Below are 16,954 nucleotides of genomic sequence, written 5' to 3'. Positions count from 1 at the left end.
GACACTATATATTGTGCATTTAACGAGAATCGGTAGAGGTGTGTCTTGATATCGATCAACAAAGCTTTGTACCTGATGAACAAGACACCAATCGTATTGGCAGAGATCGCACTCTAGTAAGAAATTCTTATCTTTGTTTGCAGTTTTTATCACTGAATCAGTGTTAATTTCATGTAGAATTGAACGCTTTAATCAACAGCACCCTTTTGTCATGGCTAAAGCTTACTCTAACTGGAAGTACTTGGCACTTGCGCTGATATTCAGTTTCCTCTCTCCCTATATCGCGGCATCTTCCCTTTCATTTACGACGTGGAATATAGAATGGTTAACGACCACGCCTTCCAAACAGTTTATTGAGTCAAAACGCACACAAGCAGACTTTGACGCACTAGCCAACCATTTTGCAACCATGAATACTGGCGTTCTCGCCTTTCAAGAAGTCAACGACATAGCGGCGCTTCGCGCTGTGGTAGGTAAAGATTATGATATTTACCTATCAGAGCGAGCCAACACAAACAATAAGCGACATCAGTTTGAGAATATAAATCAATACACGGGTTTTGCTATTCGTAAAGGATTATCTGTCGAGAGACAATCTGACATTAGGCTCGACCAGCTTAAAAACAGTAAGCTTAGATTTGCCACTTATATGATAGTTACACCAAAACAAAAACCACCCTTACATATATTGTCAGTTCATCTAAAGGCGCGTTGCAGCGGAGCATACAAAAACAGCAAGGATTGCCAAGTGCTTATGTCTCAGGGGAAAGCATTGAACCAATGGATTTTGGATCGCGAAAAAGCAGACGAGCAATATATGATTTTGGGGGATTTTAACCACAACTTGAGTTATCAAGGTGACTGGCTTTGGAAAGCGATCACGCAAACTTCTTCAGCCAGCCTTGCGACACTGTCCACTCAGCCACGTTGTAAAGTACGCTCTAGGCACCAGCCTAAGCGCCTTCACCAATTTCGCTCTTTGATTGACCATATCATAGTCAGTAAAGAACTATCACTGAGCGCGCCAAAGCAGGTCACTTTTCCAAGTGAACAAGTGCTTAAATACCACTTAAGTGATCATTGCCCATTACAAACCACGCTTGAATGAAAAGAACACAAGAACGGCTTAATCAGGCATTGAATGTTTCGCACCCTGAGAGCCGACGAGCATTGCGATGATAAAAATAACGATATCTAGATTGGCAAACCCTAGGCTAGCCATGGCTGGGCCTGGGCAGATACCTGCCAACCCCCAGCCTATACCAAATAATACCGCTCCGAATACCAGTCTAAAATTGATGGTTTTATTGGTCGGAAGGCAGTAGCTGTCACCAGATAAAGTCTGTGATCTTTGCTTTAACCAAAGATGATAAGCAGGAGTGTATACTGCCAATGCACCTAGCATGACAAATGCCAAGCTTGGATCCCACTGACCAGCAATATTAAGAAAACCGATGACCTTGGCGGGATCAATCATTCCAGACAAAGTCATGCCAGCGCCAAACAACAGGCCACTTGCTAATATAGATAGGCTTAAAATTGTCCGTGTCATAGCTGAATCTCATAGGTTAGCCACACAGTAGCCATAGCAAAGAGCATAAATATGCATGTCGCAACGACAGACCTAACTGAAAACCTCCCTATCCCGCATATACCATGTCCACTTGTACAACCATTCGCTAGTCGAGTACCAAAGCCGACAAGTAAGCCCGCCAGAATAAGAGTATGAATTGGAATAGAGGTGGTATCTGGCACTTGAATATCCAGTATTGCTAAACAAGCTAAACCACCAGCAGTAAGACCGACTAAGAACAGCACTCGCCAAAGTCGATCACCTTTGACTGGAGAGAGCAATCCATTAATTATCCCACTGATACCTGCTACTTTACCGTGAATAACAAACAGAAAGACCGCTGATAAGCCAAGTAATAAGCCTCCAAAAAAGGAGGTCCAAGGAAGAGTATCCATTATGTCTACACCAAAATATTAGTAATTTCTAATATTTTAATTGCTAATATAATGGAGTTCAAGATACAAATGAATTAACTAACGCTTCTTTAACCCATCAATGACCGATTTTGGCGCGACCTTGGCAAGCTCACTCAGACATTGATCTGTTTTTGGATTGTTATGGCGAACATAGATATCACACACAGCATATAACTGCTCTGGAGCACCAGAAATCAAATACGCCTGCTCAAAAGATCTGATTGACTTTTGTAGGTCATAATTCTCTTGTAGCACACCAGTTAGATACCAATAATAGCTATTATCTTCTGCCATCTCTGCCGCTTGCTCAATTTCAAACGCAGCATTTTTCTTATCATCAAGCCTGACCAAGGCCAATGATTTCGAATAGTGAAGAGGCGCATTGTTGGGGTTTAGCGTGATCCCTTTGGTCAGAGTTTCTACAGCAATACGATCTTTTTCTTGAGCACGATAATTATCCGCTAAACTGAGCCAAATCTCGGGATTATTAGGTTGTTCCTTTACCAGAGTTTGATAGATGTCGTCTGCCTTTTTCCACTCCTGATGCCAACGGTAGACATCTGCTAACAGTAATTGCGAGCTTGGATCTGTGTCGGCTTGTAAATCTGTAATAAGCTCAGCGACTGGTTTTTCGAGTATCTGCTGCTGTTTTTTATTCAGATTTGAAAAATCTCGAACCAGATTGGTCGCCGCGGTAATGCGAACTCTCGCTTCGTTGTCTGTAAGCAAAGGCTCAATCAAACGCCAGCGATGTTCAATGCTGTACGGCGCCGCTCCAACAATCGCTGCTTCTCGAACCTCTGGCTCGCTATCTTGTAAGCTTCTTACTACCGCAACCAGTGCATTTTGACTGGGATAGTTGGCTAATTCCCGAAGCGCTTGAATACGCTGAGCTTTAGGCTGCTTAATATCCTGCGCTTTGTAAGAGAGCGCCGCTATTCTTTGCTGCGGGGTCACCTGCTGCTCTTGATGCTGCTTTGGAAGGGCCGATTCTTGGCCAGTACTCGCTGCAAGCGAAAGCTGGCAGATTGAGGCGCCAACTAATAGAACCATCATTTTTTTATAAACCCGAGTGCGTTTATTCACTGAGGCATGAGTTCTTGGTTCATGGTTTGAATATAATCGCATCACCACACCTCAAAACTTAGTTTCAAATACAGAAGGTTTACCCAAATGATCACGCAACATGGCATCACTATATTTTCCATGCGCAACAGGGTTGCCCGTTGCCCGGAGAATATACGCCATGGCCTTATCAGCATGAGAAAAAAACTTCTTCCAGCCAGCACACAAATAGTTCAATCCAGGCTCACCCTCTTGGGTGCGAATGAATCGGTTTTTAGGGCATTCACCATAACAAGCAAATTGATAATCACAGCTCTGACATTGACGTGGCAATGTGCGCTTTTTAGCAAAACCAAACTTTTGTTGCTCGGTACTATAGGCCAAGGTGTCTAGTTTTTGATGGTGAATATTGCCAATTTTATATTCTGGGTAAACATAGTGATCACACGAATACACGTCACCATTTGGCTCCATAGCCAAACCTTTACCGCAAATTTCACCCAAGGTGCACAAAGGATTTTTTCGTCCCATCCATGCTTCAATGCTAGCTTCAAAGTATTGAACAAACACTTTACCTATGTCGTTTTGTATCCACTCATCAAAGATTTCAATAAGGAAATTACCCCATGCTTCATCTGCGACACACCATGATTCCACAATTGAATTTTTATGACCAGGGATCAAACGCTTATCACCTTGCTTTAACTGTTCCTGCGGCTGCCAAGTTTGGGGGGCGGTAGTGCGAAACGTTTTCTGTTCAACAATGGGAATAAACTGCATTTGAGGCGAACGCACTTCATCTCGCAAAAAGCGATAAACTTCGAGCGGATTACGACTGGTTAAGTTGTTCACGCAAGTTAGGGTGGCAAATTTTACTTGGTGTTTATGTAGTAACTCAACAGCCTTCATCACTTGGTTGAATGTACCGCGACCAGCACGATTGGTTCTATGAGCATTGTGCAACATTTCAGGCCCATCAATACTCAAGCCCACTAAGAAGTTATGTTGTTTTAGAAACGCACACCACTCATCGTTAAGTAAAGTTCCATTAGTCTGCAAATCGTTCGAAATAATAATGCCTTGAGGCTGGTATTTGGACTGGAATTCAACAATTTTTTTAAAATAGTCCAAACCCAGCATAGTGGGCTCACCACCCTGCCAAGAGAAAATAATTTCGGGTGTATTTTGCCCTTCAATATATTGGCGAATATAGGTTTCTAACGTGTCATCGTCCATTACAGGTGAGCACCCCTGTTTGTACTCAAGTAAGTCCTGTTTACTGAGGTAATAGCAGTAAGTGCAGTCAATGTTACACACAGCGCCGATAGGCTTGGCCATTACATGCAGCCGTTTAGACGCTTTACCATTATATTGAGGACCCTGAGTAATATGCATAAGTCACCTTTGTCTGTTTAAGTCAGTTAAAAACAGTCTTAGCCGCCCTGCTCTTAACTTGGAAAAACAATCATAAATATCATTAATGCAACAGGCTTGTTATACCGGATATAACCTTTTTTCATGGCTGTTGCTGTTAAGCTAAGGTTTCAAAATATGAAAGAGAACTCACTGATGAAAGTTAATAAAAACGTAGTCTTACATTCACTTTCCATTATTTTATCGAGTTTATTGGTCAACGGCTGTGCGACAAAACCCTCTCACCCTATTGCTCTCAACATTGATCAAGATATGGTTAAGGTAGAAGGAGGCTCTTATATCAGGGGTTCAGACAGCAATAGCGCAAACAAAGCCGAAAACCCCGCCAGAAAGGTAGAAATCGACAGCTTTTATATTTCTAAATTCGAGGTTACACAAGAGCTGTTTGAGTCTGTGATGGGGTCATCATTGAGCTACTTTCATGGCCCAAACATGCCAGTAAATAATTTAAGTTGGCAGCAAGCAAATTACTTTATTCAGCAGCTTAATCAGTTAACCGGTGAGCACTATCGACTTCCCACAGAAGCAGAATGGGAGTTTGCCGCCAAAGGTGGTAACGAGAGTCTCGGTTATACCTACTCAGGTTCAAATAGCATTAGCGATGTTGCTTGGTATGCGAACAATTCACACAACCAAGCACACCCTGTTGGGCAAAAACAACCTAATGAGCTTGGCCTTTACGACATGACGGGCAATGTCGGAGAGTTTGTCATCGATGCTTATGACGATACCTTTTATCGATTTGGTCCAACAACTAATCCTAATAACGCAAAAGAGGAAAAAGCAGGCTTAGCACACAAGGTCGTTCGAGGCGGAAGTTTTGCCTATGATGCTGATGAGTCTGAAAATTTCCGCCGAGATTTCGCAAGTCAGTCTATAATAATGTCGGACATGGGACTTCGGCTAGCAAAAGATACTCAGTAGCGAAAACGCATGCCCAATACACGGTAAGTTTTTACACACGTTTTTGGTTAGGTTAGACAAACGTATATCACCTTATACGTTTATCTATCGCTGCACTCACATAAATACCACAAACACATAGGTAGCCTACAAATGAATAAGCACATCTGTACCCTCGCCGTTTTATCGAGTCTTTCCTTCTCAGCTTTGGCTGTAGATTGCGACCCTAATTTGTTACCGTCATGGAAAGATGGTACGAGTAAGACGGAAATTATTCAATTTGTCTCTCAATCTACAGATAAATCGCAAAATACCTTTATCGCAGAAAAAGATAGGATTGCTGTATTTGACAATGACGGCACGCTTTGGTCAGAAAAACCCTATTATTTCCAACTTGCTTTCGCCTTCGACCAAGTGAAGTCAATGGCAAGTACCCATCCAGAGTGGAAAACACAGGAGCCATTCAAGTCGGTCCTGAACAACGATATACCAGGCGTTTTTAAAGGGGGGGAAAAAGCACTTTTAGACATATTTACAGCGACACACAGTGGCATCACCGTTGACGAGTACCAAAACCGCGTGGCCACATGGCTTGAAGCAGCCAAAGACCCGCGATTTAGCAAGGCGTATACTGACCTAACCTATAAGCCGATGCGAGAGATGCTAAATTATCTTCAAGACAACGGCTTCAAAACTTATATTGTCTCTGGTGGCGGCGTTGATTTTATGCGTGTCTGGGCACCGGATGTGTACAACATCCCTCAAGAGCAAATCATCGGCAGTGCGCTTAAATATCAATATGATTACAACGATGGTAACCCAACCGTAACCAAACTTAATGAAATTCTTAGCATTGATGACAAAGAAGTAAAAGTTGAAAACATTCAGCATGTCATAGGCAAAAAACCTGTGCTTGCTGTAGGAAATTCCGATGGTGACCACGCCATGATGCAATGGGCAACAAGCCAGCCCAATTCGATGGCGATGATCGTTCATCACACCGATAAAGACAGAGAGTGGCAATATGACCGCAAATCAAGTGTTGGTCACCTTGATAAGGCCATGGATGAAGCAAACAAACGCAAAAATTGGCACCTAATTGATATGAAAAACGAATGGTGCACTGTTTACTAATTCCCTCATCGCTCCCCATTATGGGGAGCGTTCAAATCAAAACGCCTATTTACGAATCGCTTTCCCTGCCCGCTTGATTTGTACTCTTAACCACTGATGCGCACTTTCGTTAGTTCGACTGGAGTGCCAAATAGCATATAAATCATGCACGCTATCACTAAAAGGAAGAGGAAACGATTTAAGATTATAGGTGTTAGAGAAATGCTCGATAGTAGACTCTGGCAAGGTACCAATAAGCTCACTACTATTGATAACAGGCAACATTTCCATTGCACCTGCCGCACGATAAACAATGTTGCGCCGAGCTAGGTCTTCTATATCTTCACCGGTAAGCAAACTATCCCTTGCCTGCCAGCGAGCCACAACCACATGTTCTTCTGCTAAAAACTGATCAACGGTACAAGTGTCTACCAAGCGAGGATGATCAGCGCTACACACCACCATCAAACGCTCAGAAAATATCGCTTCTGTTTTGAGTACCGTTCGCCCTCGCGGCGGTAAATCTATAATTAAATCATAACGTTGAAGGCGCAAATCAGCCTCGTAATCCTCGGTAAATAGCGGGTGAACCTCTAAGGCAATGTTTGGTGCTTGATCGCGAATTTGACACATAAGTTGCGGCATTAATTCGTAACTGGCTACAGACAAACAAGCAATAGAAAAAATTCGATTGGATACTTTAGGATCAAAACTACTTGAAGCCGACAAGGTCGAAGTAAAGTTTTTTAGCGCAGTTAACATCGCTGGGTAAATATCCATAGCAAAACTGGTTGGATCAACGCCTGAAGGGCTGCGATGGAACAATGGCTCATCATAAATATCTCTTAGACGAGCCAACGCTTTACTCACCGCTGGCTGGCTAATATCCAACCTAGCTGCGGCTTTAGATAAATTTTGTTCCTCATAAATCGCCACAAAAATGGGAATAAGGTTTAAGTCTGTATTCTTCATTGCACCAACACAATATCCAACATCGCTCTATTCTAACCAACTTGCTTCCTGACCACGACTTAAAATCAAGAAATTGAGTGGCGATACAGGTTTCTTCGAATACTAAATGCCAAGGTATTGAGGAGTTTGAATCAGGTCAATATAGGCCAGATGTGGACGTGATTTATCAAAACGATTTGTACCACTCGGAGCGTTGGACAGATGTAGGCAAAACTCCTGCCGATCAGTACTTAGGCTGGGTGTTTATCTCGGGCTGTAACTAAATCCATCATTTTATTGGGTTAATAGCAATCCGAGTGCGACTCTTGTACTCGGAATCATGACTGAATACCTAAATAACGCTAGATTAAAATCCAAGAAAAACGAGGATGTCATTAGACTTAAATGAAGGGGATCGGTCAAGAGCTCACGATTGATCTCTCTGAGTTTTTGTAAGTTTAGGAAGCGCTTTGAAGCTTGCTAACCTAAATCGATTCGTTCTCATTCGTTTTATCACTTTCCATAATGACATAAACAAATGTTTGTCTTTGTCTCCATCTTGCAATCGGCCACTCTTTTTAAGCCAAGTATCTGAAGTCAACACTTGGCTCATTTCTAATCCATTGGTATTCATTCGTAAATGTCGATACAAGAAAGTTCGTGCATCACTCCATCGCTCATCACTGAGCAAGCGGTTGAGCACCCACCAAGCGGGCATAGGATGAGTGCGATAGTATCGTCGAGCAGTCACTAACGTAATACCAGTGGCTAAAATGATTACACCAGCAACATAAAACCATAGCGAATAGGCGCGAAGAAATGACTGAAATGTGTGTTTAGCGATAAAGGTTTTCCCTGCCACTATGTGTGTTTCAAGTTGTTGGGTTCTGCTGTTCCACCACTTAAATTGATATTTAGGTAAGCTTAATTCACCACCTTGCTGGATCACATACACCATTTCTTCCACACGGCTTGATTGATAATCACCACGTGTGGCCGTATCCGCCAATTTATTAGGTTGAGGATACGCTTGGTATTGTGGTGTTGCGCGATCAGATAGAATATCGGGCAGTAGGACTGACAGACTGTCTTTGGCATTAATAACTACAGTTCGCGTAATAGCATCACCCACTTTAAGTTCATCATTGGACGTTGACCAAGTCTGTTTGACATCCACATCGGTCGCAGTAAACCACGGCCCCTCAGCGCTTACCAACCCAGAAGGCAATTTGGCTTCAAAATGTATTGGTCTAGTATACAAAGTGCCCGATACTGACTTGCCACTAGGCGCTGACACTTGAACAGTCACTGGAATAGGTGGAATTACAAACTTACCCGAAGATTGGGGATAGAGGGTTACTTCCCAACGCTGCCGAGACCAAGTTTTGCCTTGTTTTTTCTCAGTGTAATTGGTTGCAAGCTGGTTGCGCTGCTTGGCAATAACATTGGGTATCTCGGTGCGACCAATGCGAGTACCGCCAGTAAACCAACGTGGTGTAGCAACCTCAATGTTTAGTATGATTTGTTCATTAACGCTGAATGACTGGGGTTTTCGATCGTTTCTCACACCATCTTGCTTGCCAACCCATGCTCGAAGTTCAACGTCGTTACTGCGCTCAAGGCCTTGAATACTTTGGGCCTGTGCTTGACTAGGCGTTGAGATAGCCACCAGTACTATTAACGACAAAACCACTGATAAAAAGTAACGAAATCGGCTTGTTTGAAATACAGTTTTCATTATTCTTGATCCTCTTTTTCAGAGCGACTAACAAGAGCAGATCTCTTGCGCAGTTGGATATGAAATTTAGCCTGAAGAAAATATTTTGGATCGGCCTCTACTCGTTTTAACCACTTATCGGCCAATTCTTGGTCGGAAAGAAGTTCACTGGCACTTAAGGTTTCTTTGATCATCAATTCTGACGACGTTTTCTCATCCGCTCCTTCAGCGGTTTGCGGGTTGTCACCCAGCTCTTTTGAGGTATCATTTTCTGTGCCTGCTTGACTCTCACTCGTTCGATTGATTTCTTTAACAATATCTTGGATCACCTTGAGGTTATGAGCCACATCTGAGTTTAGTGGTTCGCTTAACGTGTCGCTATCAGCCAAAGATTGAAGGATATCTCGCGCAGCTAGGTATTCTCGCTGACGCGCAAGCGCACTTGCCGCATTATATAGACCTAAGTCTTTTGTTGTTTGTGACGAGCTACTCTGCGTTTCGAGAAAGGCACTGTGTGCCAGCTTATACTCGCCAGCATAGTAATACGCCGTCCCTTTCCTCAACGGATCGGTAAAGTGCTTGGCAGCCTCTAGGTAATCTTTGCGATTAAACCAACGCTGGCCCTGCTGATTGGGTGTCAGCCACAAGTCCCACCACCATTGAGACATTCGGTCTATTGTCGTTCGTTCTTCAAGCACCTCGGCTGTCTCGGCTTTCAATGATACGGTTTCGGCCAAAACCTGGTGAGACGAAAATGCGGTAATGGAAATAGTCGCCAGCAAACACCATTGCACCAACCAGCCTTTACGAAACCAAAGCAACATAATCAAAGCGATGGGGAACAGCAATTGATAGCCCATATCTTGCCATGGCATAGCCGAATCCCCATTGAGCTGCATGTTACGCTCTATATATCGATTTAATGTCTCAATATCGGCATTATCCACTGTCACTTCCACGAGATGACCAGAAGTGTTGCTGGCTAGCTGCTTAAGCGAATTTATATCCAGTGGACGATCAGAGATCACATCTGAATTACCAGTGGCTAAAACTAACAATTGATAGGGCCTGTTGGAAAAATAGGTTTGATAAGCTTGTATCGTAGTCGGACTCACACCATCGGTCACCAGAAGCACAGTCGCGCCGAGTTGACCTTGCAACTGTTGATCAATAAGAGGCAACGCTTCTTCGGCCATTTTTCCTTTTTTGGGCATAATGTCAGGCGAAATAGCCGCTAAGAAAGGCGCAAATACTTCGCTGTCTTGGGTAATGGGCATGGCCACATGGGCAGAGCCAGAATACACAATTAACCCCGTTCGCCCTCCCTTTCTTGCCAACAATAAATCACGCATTTTGTGTTTTGCGCGCTCTAAACGGCTAGGGGGCAGATCTTTCTGTAACATTGAATCGCTGGTATCCATGACGACTAGCATCGACGCCTTATCTTCACCAAAAGGTGAGGCTTGGCGCTGCCAAGTGGGCCCAGCACAAGCGATTATCGCAAGCCCAATAATCACGACTAGTAGCTTTAAAGGTAATTGCTTGCGCCAGCCCTGTTCACCCAAAGTGAGAGCTTGGCGCAGATGCTCGGGCAATACATCCTTCCAGCTCGGCCTACTTTCTTCTCGCCATCGCAACCACAGAAGCAACAACATAGGGATGAACGCCAAGAGCCAAAGTGGGCGGATAAAGTGAAACTGAGTCACAAACTGTTCGATGTCTAAACTGTTAATCATGTTTATCTCCAGACATCTCAGCCCCTACCGAAGATGATGGGCCGCGACTCGACAGCCGTTTGCGTTTAATAGTGGCAAGCAAGAATGCGGTTAAATACATCAGCACAATCCAAACTATCAAGTAATGATGAAGACTTTGCTTTGGCCGATAAGTCGTGCTGTTATATAACTGTGGCTCCAATTCACTGATTCGCGCATAGGCCCTTTCAAGTTCATCACGATTGAGCGCTTCAAAGGCTTCACCACCTGAATCCTTTGCAATTCGCATGATGGTGTCTTTATCCAGTGCATTTTCTCCGACTGTTTTCGGGTTACCCATAGCAATGACATGAATACGTACCCCTTTTGCCTTCGCCACTTTCGCCGCGTCTATCGGCTCAACAAAGCTGCCCGTATCATTGCCATCTGTAAGGACTATAGCGACTCTTTCTCGCTTTTTTTCAGCCACTTGTTTTTGTTTGTCACTTTGCTCAAACACTTTTATCGCAAGACCAATTGCGTCACCAAGGTGGGTACTTTGCCCCGCCATCGCCACATCCGTTTGCTGGAGCAGTTCGAGCCATACTTGTTGGTCGGCGGTAAAAGGGGTTTGAACAAAAGCAGCATCACCAAAAAGAATTAATCCGAGCCGATCACCTTGTCGGGTTTTGACAAAATCTGCCAGAACCTCTTTCACAGCGTCTAAACGTGTCACTGACTTACCTTGCTTAGATACAAAGTCTTGCTCTGCCATCGAGCCCGATAAGTCAACAAGCACCATAACGTCTCGGCCCAAACTTTCACGCACTTGCGGCGCGCCAAGAATGCTAGGTTTAGCGAGCGCTGTCACAACCAAAATCCAAGACAAAGCGAGTGTTGCACGTTGCCACCAGGTTGGCGTTAGTTGGCTCGCTCCTTCTGAAGGCGTTTCTCCAATGGCTTTAACTAACAAATTGAAAAAAGGCACTTTTATCGCCACTTGCTTAGTGCGATAAGCAGGAACCAAATAATAGATAACTATTGGCAATGGCAGCATTAAAAACCACATGGGATGATCAAATTCAACACGGGATAGTTGGCTGATCAAGGAAAGAAAATCATTCATATCTTCCCCCTACCAATCGATTTAAACATGTTTTAAATAGTGGCTTGGTCTCTCGATGATTATGACTTTTCACCCAAGCCAGTGCGCGTTGTTTCAATAAAGCGCATTCTGAAGCATCAAGTGCGATATTTGGGTCAAAAACACTCTTCACCCAGCGCTTGCTTACATCATCGGTAAATTGGACACCCTTAGGGTTCAATTCATCAAGCTTGTGCAGAAACTTTTCGTCAAATAAAGGCGCGTTACTGTTGTCGAGGTAGATAAGAACAATTTTTAAAATTGAAAATAACTCTTTTGCATCGCTATCCTGATTAGGTTGCAGTTGTGATATTGCCTGAGCGGCTTCACTGCGATAGCGGTTATGCCACCAATGAGCGGTGATACGATATAACCAGTAGAGAAATAAGACAAAACAGACAGCCGCTAGAATTTTCCAACCTAGAGTCTGAGGCAGCCAGCTTACGCTATCTGGCACTGCAACATCATGAAGATCGCGCAGAATATAAGTACTTGGAGGTGTATGAGTTTGAGCCATTTATCGTCTCCCCACCTGCTTTTTAAATTGAGCGATATGGTTACCCGAGGTATCCAGCTCGATATGAGGTAGTCTTTTCATCGCCATCAATTCTGCTACTGACTGCCTCTGCTTAGTGGTTTGTTCTGCCAACCCAGCGCTTGCAGCTGCTACTTTGGTCTGATTGTCGAGGTTTAGCTGATAACGGCCATCTCCAATCACCCATTTCATTTTGACTAAGTCTTTGGGTAATGCTTGCTCAAAGGGATCGCTAATGGTGACGGCCAATACATCATTATGCTGCTGAAGCTGCTTTAAATGATCGAGATGATGATCTTCACAATCTCGCCAATCACTGATAATGATGAAAGTCGATTGCTTAAGCTTCATTCGTTTCAAGAGTGAAACCCAATGCCCAAAGTCGACTTTATCTGAATTAAGTGACTGCACGTTTAAGCGTTGATTTGCCTTGGATAGTCGTTTGAGTTGGGCTAAGAAGTCATGCTGAGAGCGCTTTGCTTTGCTGTGGTACAAAGCGTTATCCGCTGCAATCACAAATCCGACCCTATCACCATCTTTTAACACTCGCCATCCACACATCGCCCCTAGTTCGGCAGCTACGACCGATTTCATTACTTGGGTTGAAGAGAAAAACATCCCACTGCGCTGATCAATGCAAACCATCACGTTACGGTCTTTTTCTTCTGTGTAGCTGCGCACATGTGGTTTTCCGGTACGCATGGTCACTTTCCAGTCGAGATTACGAATATCGTCGCCTGTTTGGTAATGGCGCAACTCCTCAAAGTTCAAACCACGGCCACGAAAAAGGGAGTGATGCCTGCCCGACAACACACTACCTGAATTTAAATGAGGCAGTAAGCTGAACGATTCGACTTGAGCTTGCAGACGGACCAAGCCTGCGTACTCACAATACAAACGAGGATCAAGCCCCTGATTTTTTGGAGCAATTTTTGGCCGAGCCATAACGCTTCCCGCCTATCCGATTTCTACGTGGTCAAGCAGCTCTATCACTACCCGTTTGTGGTCGACACCGTCTGCAAGGGCATCATAGGACAGGGAAAAACGATGACCAAGTACGGAAGGAGCCATAGCACGGACATCGTCTGGTGTTACGTGGTCACGCCCCTGTAACCATGCATAAGCCCTTGAGCATTTATCCAAAGCAATGGAAGCACGCGGGCTGGCGCCTATTTCCAGCCATTTTGTTAAATGAGAATCGGGGTAACGTTCTGGCTTACGCGTCGCCATTACTAGCGCAACAATGTAGTTTTCAACCAAGTCAGAAACCGTCATTTCTGGCAATTGACGACGCGCCTCCATGACTAAGTCAGGGTCGATATGCCACTCATTTTCAGGCGTCATTGAGGTTTTAGCACCCTGCTCTTCACCTCGTACCAACCGAATAATGTCGCGCTCTGCCTCATCTTCTGGGTATTCAACCGTGACCTTCATAATAAATCTATCCATTTGCGCTTCAGGCAATGGATAGGTGCCTTCTTGTTCAACAGGGTTTTGAGTAGCGAGCACCATAAAGAGCTCAGGAAGCACATGGGTTTTATCACCGACAGTGATGGTGCCTTCTGCCATCGCTTCAAGTAGCGCCGCTTGAACCTTGGCTGGCGCACGGTTTACTTCATCGGCTAATACAATACTGTTAAAAATCGGCCCTGCTTGAAACATGAGCTGAGGTTTTCCATCTAGCTCCTGATAAACTTCTGTCCCTGTCACATCAGAGGGCAGCAAATCTGGGGTGAACTGAATACGGCCAAAACTAGTGTTTAGCCTTTGCGCGAGTGACTTTACAGAGCGAGTCTTGGCTGTACCCGGAAGACCTTCAAGTAACACATGTCCATTGGTGAGCAAACTGATGACCAAAGCTTGAACCACATGACTCTGTCCAATCACACTTTCTTCGGTGCGTTTTATCAACTCGTTTATGGCTTGCTGTACATGATTCATCCTATTCCCTCAATATGCATTGTGATTGCTGTGTACATCCTACTCACAAGCGCTATAACTATTGGTTATAAACTTAATAGCTACCCAATCGTAAATTCTTGCTTAATTACATTTTTATCCACCCGCTCCGGCCACCTTAGCCCTCAGCTGCTCAACCACCTGAGGAGGCACCTGCTTACTCAATCGATTTACGCACTGCTCAAAAGCAAAGGCGATACTACCGGCTTTAAAATTGCGTGCCAGTACATCACACTCGGCGTAAAGGTGTTGAGGATCGCCACCCACCTCATAAGCAGTATTCAGCGCTTGACTAGCCGCCAGAACATTGTTTTTTTCCAGCGCCAATCCATAAACGTACCAATAATGTGGATTGCGCTTGGCGGTTTCAGCAGCCTGCTTTAAAAGCTCAATCGCCTTATTATCGTTACCAAGCCTTAACCACGCTAAACCCGTACTGTAGGGCAATGCGCTCGATTTAGGCTGAGCTTTCATTCCGGCGCTGAGCACCTCTATCGCTTTGGTTTCCTTATTTTGAGCGCGATACAAATCAGCCAAATTCGCGTAGCTGTTTTCAAAATAGGGCTCAATCTCTATTGCCTTTTTATAAGCATCAATCGCTTTATCGGTTTCTCCGAGATCGCGATAGAGATTACCAAGATTGGTTCTACCAAAGCCCCTGTCCGAATTAAATGTCTGAATGCGATGATAATCATCAAGAGCAGGTTGAAGTTTCTCTTTTTGAAGCGGGTTCATTTCAGAATAATAACGAACCAAAGCACCTGCAGTTTCCGCTCGCACAGACAAAACAGGATCATTCAATAAAGGCTCTAGGATTTGCCACCTATCACTGAAGGAGTACCCCGAAGAGCCTGCAATAGCGCCAAGACGAATCATTTCATCATCATGTTTTACCGAGCGAGCCAGTGACACTAGCGTATTTTGCCCAGTATTACCTCCCATTCGCTCAAGTACCGACGCGCGGATAATATCACTCAGTGAAGAATCCTGAGCCGAGAATGCCAAAGCATCGGAAGCACCACGATGGCCAATGGCATCAGCGTAGAAAGCAAGCGCGAAATGGCGTTGGTTACGATAGTTCGAGTTCGGATACCACTTACCGATTTGTGCATCGGCCCATTGCGCCGTTTTATCCTCGTGACAAGATGTGCAGACATTCGGTGTGTTGATATGCTGACTAAGATCTGGACGTGGCACATGCCAACTATGGTCGCGACGAGGATCAACTTGCATATACGTCGTTTCAGGCATATGGCAAGTGGTGCATTTTGATGCTTTTGTGCCCGCCGTATGGAAAGTATGCTTTTCTGAGCTGTACTCAGATGCCGAATGGCACTGCAAGCACACCGCTTCTTCCGCTATTTTAAGCTGTGCATTATGCGGATCGTGACAGTTAGTGCAAGTCACGCCTTTCTTCGCCATCTCAGATTGTAAAAATGAGCCATACACATAAACTTCATCGTATATTTGACCGTCGTAATGATAGAGCTCTGGCGTAATTAAACTCAGACGATATTTGTCAAAAAATGAGTTATTAACGTGATCGCCCGTTTCATTGAGTTGTGTTCGTCGACTATGACACTGCGCACAGGTTTGTACTTGCTGAGTCATGACAATCTCTTTGGGCTGTAACGTGCTGTGACCTTCTTTTTGTACCCATTCTTTCACCGCTTTGGATAAATCGCGGTCAAAACCTAAATGTCCTATTTCTTGTTCCCAGAGCCTATTAGATTGCGCCAGTTCCATATGCTTACTGGCAGGCCCATGGCATGCCTCACAACCAACGTTAATCTCAGACCAAGTAGTCGAGTAAGTATTTAACTGGGCATCATAATTTTTCTGTACATTGGTAGAGTGGCAATCGGCACACATGAAATTCCAGTTTTGTCCGGAATTAGTCCAATAAAACTCATCGGTCGGAGTGGTTTCTGGGTAAAGGTGAAACCAGCGTTGTCCGCCTTGCTCTTTGCGTCTTGAGTCCCAAGCAAAAGGCAATAGTTGAACTCTTCCGTCGCCAAACTCAACCATGTATTGCTGAAGCGGTTGCCAGCCAAAGGTGTAACTGACTTTATAGTCGTGCCAGTTGCCATCCGCACCTTGAACATTCACCCAATATTGGTCATTTTTACGATAGAAACGATTCGCTTTGCCATTAAAAGTGAAAACATAATCATTGAAATCACCCAAAACAGACTGCGGTTCAACGTGTTTCATGGCCATATCGTGATGGGAGCCTTTCCATGCGGTAAACTCTTTTTGGTGACAATCAACACAAACTTGAGTACCGACAAAATCAGCCGTTAAAGACTTGGTTGATTGAGAAGTTTCTGAAAACGCGCTTTGCATCCATACCAGAAAAATGACGAGCACAAATAGACGTTGTATCGCCTGATTACGACTTGCCCACTGAGTCATGACTGCCCTTATAAGAGTTGTTTTTATTTTTTCTC

The 16,954-nt window shown here is 44.3% G+C and carries 16 protein-coding genes; 4 read left to right on the top strand and 12 right to left on the bottom strand.

From position 1 onward, the window contains the following. Positions 1 to 211 precede the first annotated feature (211 nt). Positions 212 to 1,108 (top strand): endonuclease/exonuclease/phosphatase family protein, encoded by an 897-nt coding sequence (locus FIV01_RS15230; protein ID WP_152431857.1) that lies wholly within the window; start codon positions 212 to 214, stop codon positions 1,106 to 1,108. 18 nt (positions 1,109 to 1,126) lie between these two features. Here the strand turns inward: FIV01_RS15230 and FIV01_RS15225 are convergent, their stop codons facing one another. From FIV01_RS15225 to FIV01_RS15210, 4 genes are all read right to left on the bottom strand, one after another. After that, on the bottom strand, positions 1,127 to 1,552 hold the full coding sequence (locus tag FIV01_RS15225; protein ID WP_152431856.1) for a YeeE/YedE family protein: 426 nt from the start codon (positions 1,550 to 1,552) through the stop codon (positions 1,127 to 1,129). Further along, positions 1,549 to 1,968, bottom strand: a complete 420-nt coding sequence (locus FIV01_RS15220) for a YeeE/YedE family protein (protein WP_152431855.1) — start codon at positions 1,966 to 1,968, stop codon at positions 1,549 to 1,551. The genes FIV01_RS15225 and FIV01_RS15220 overlap by 4 nt, the downstream gene beginning before the upstream one ends. Positions 1,969 to 2,046: 78 nt before the next feature. Beyond that, positions 2,047 to 3,045 (bottom strand): hypothetical protein, encoded by a 999-nt coding sequence (locus FIV01_RS15215; RefSeq protein ID WP_415846748.1) that lies wholly within the window; start codon positions 3,043 to 3,045, stop codon positions 2,047 to 2,049. 81 nt (positions 3,046 to 3,126) lie between these two features. Then, entirely contained in the window at positions 3,127 to 4,449 is a 1,323-nt protein-coding gene (locus FIV01_RS15210) for an anaerobic sulfatase maturase (RefSeq protein ID WP_152431854.1), read from the bottom strand. Positions 4,450 to 4,623: 174 nt separating this feature from the next. Here FIV01_RS15210 and FIV01_RS15205 point away from each other — a divergent pair, with 174 nt between their 5' ends. Both FIV01_RS15205 and FIV01_RS15200 read left to right on the top strand, forming a co-directional pair. Beyond that, positions 4,624 to 5,412, top strand: a complete 789-nt coding sequence (locus FIV01_RS15205; protein ID WP_152432749.1) for a formylglycine-generating enzyme family protein — start codon at positions 4,624 to 4,626, stop codon at positions 5,410 to 5,412. A 132-nt stretch (positions 5,413 to 5,544) separates the two neighbouring features. Then, complete coding sequence (locus tag FIV01_RS15200) at positions 5,545 to 6,525, top strand: HAD family hydrolase (protein ID WP_152431853.1); 981 nt, start codon at positions 5,545 to 5,547, stop codon at positions 6,523 to 6,525. 45 nt (positions 6,526 to 6,570) lie between these two features. On the opposite strand, the gene FIV01_RS15195 is transcribed toward FIV01_RS15200, so the two are convergent. Continuing rightward, positions 6,571 to 7,476 carry a LysR family transcriptional regulator gene (locus FIV01_RS15195; RefSeq protein ID WP_152431852.1) on the bottom strand — a complete coding sequence of 302 codons (906 nt, stop codon included), beginning with the start codon at positions 7,474 to 7,476 and terminating at the stop codon, positions 6,571 to 6,573. Positions 7,477 to 7,553: 77 nt separating this feature from the next. Between FIV01_RS15195 and FIV01_RS15190 the strand changes: the two genes are divergently transcribed. Continuing rightward, positions 7,554 to 7,739 (top strand): hypothetical protein, encoded by a 186-nt coding sequence (locus tag FIV01_RS15190; protein WP_152431851.1) that lies wholly within the window; start codon positions 7,554 to 7,556, stop codon positions 7,737 to 7,739. A gap of 143 nt (positions 7,740 to 7,882) precedes the next feature. Here the strand turns inward: FIV01_RS15190 and FIV01_RS15185 are convergent, their stop codons facing one another. From FIV01_RS15185 to FIV01_RS15155, 7 genes are all read right to left on the bottom strand, one after another. Next, complete coding sequence (locus tag FIV01_RS15185; RefSeq protein ID WP_152431850.1) at positions 7,883 to 9,193, bottom strand: BatD family protein; 1,311 nt, start codon at positions 9,191 to 9,193, stop codon at positions 7,883 to 7,885. Continuing rightward, the gene (locus FIV01_RS15180; RefSeq protein WP_152431849.1) at positions 9,193 to 10,908 is read right to left on the bottom strand and encodes a vWA domain-containing protein; all 1,716 of its coding nucleotides are present in this window, start codon (positions 10,906 to 10,908) and stop codon (positions 9,193 to 9,195) included. Before FIV01_RS15180 ends, FIV01_RS15185 begins: the two co-directional genes overlap by 1 nt. After that, entirely contained in the window at positions 10,901 to 11,992 is a 1,092-nt protein-coding gene (locus tag FIV01_RS15175) for a vWA domain-containing protein (RefSeq protein WP_152431848.1), read from the bottom strand. The genes FIV01_RS15180 and FIV01_RS15175 overlap by 8 nt, the downstream gene beginning before the upstream one ends. Beyond that, positions 11,985 to 12,527 (bottom strand): DUF4381 domain-containing protein, encoded by a 543-nt coding sequence (locus FIV01_RS15170; protein WP_152431847.1) that lies wholly within the window; start codon positions 12,525 to 12,527, stop codon positions 11,985 to 11,987. Before FIV01_RS15170 ends, FIV01_RS15175 begins: the two co-directional genes overlap by 8 nt. After that, on the bottom strand, positions 12,528 to 13,490 hold the full coding sequence (locus FIV01_RS15165) for a DUF58 domain-containing protein (protein WP_152431846.1): 963 nt from the start codon (positions 13,488 to 13,490) through the stop codon (positions 12,528 to 12,530). It abuts the gene before it with no gap. A gap of 12 nt (positions 13,491 to 13,502) precedes the next feature. Then, the gene (locus FIV01_RS15160) at positions 13,503 to 14,486 is read right to left on the bottom strand and encodes an AAA family ATPase (RefSeq protein ID WP_152431845.1); all 984 of its coding nucleotides are present in this window, start codon (positions 14,484 to 14,486) and stop codon (positions 13,503 to 13,505) included. Positions 14,487 to 14,600: 114 nt separating this feature from the next. After that, on the bottom strand, positions 14,601 to 16,919 hold the full coding sequence (locus FIV01_RS15155) for a tetratricopeptide repeat protein (protein ID WP_152431844.1): 2,319 nt from the start codon (positions 16,917 to 16,919) through the stop codon (positions 14,601 to 14,603). Between the last annotated feature and the right edge of the window lie 35 nt (positions 16,920 to 16,954).

This window comes from Vibrio aquimaris (genome assembly GCF_009363415.1).
Taxonomy (GTDB): Bacteria; Pseudomonadota; Gammaproteobacteria; order Enterobacterales; family Vibrionaceae; genus Vibrio; species Vibrio aquimaris.
This window is presented reverse-complemented; position numbering and strand designations above follow the sequence as displayed.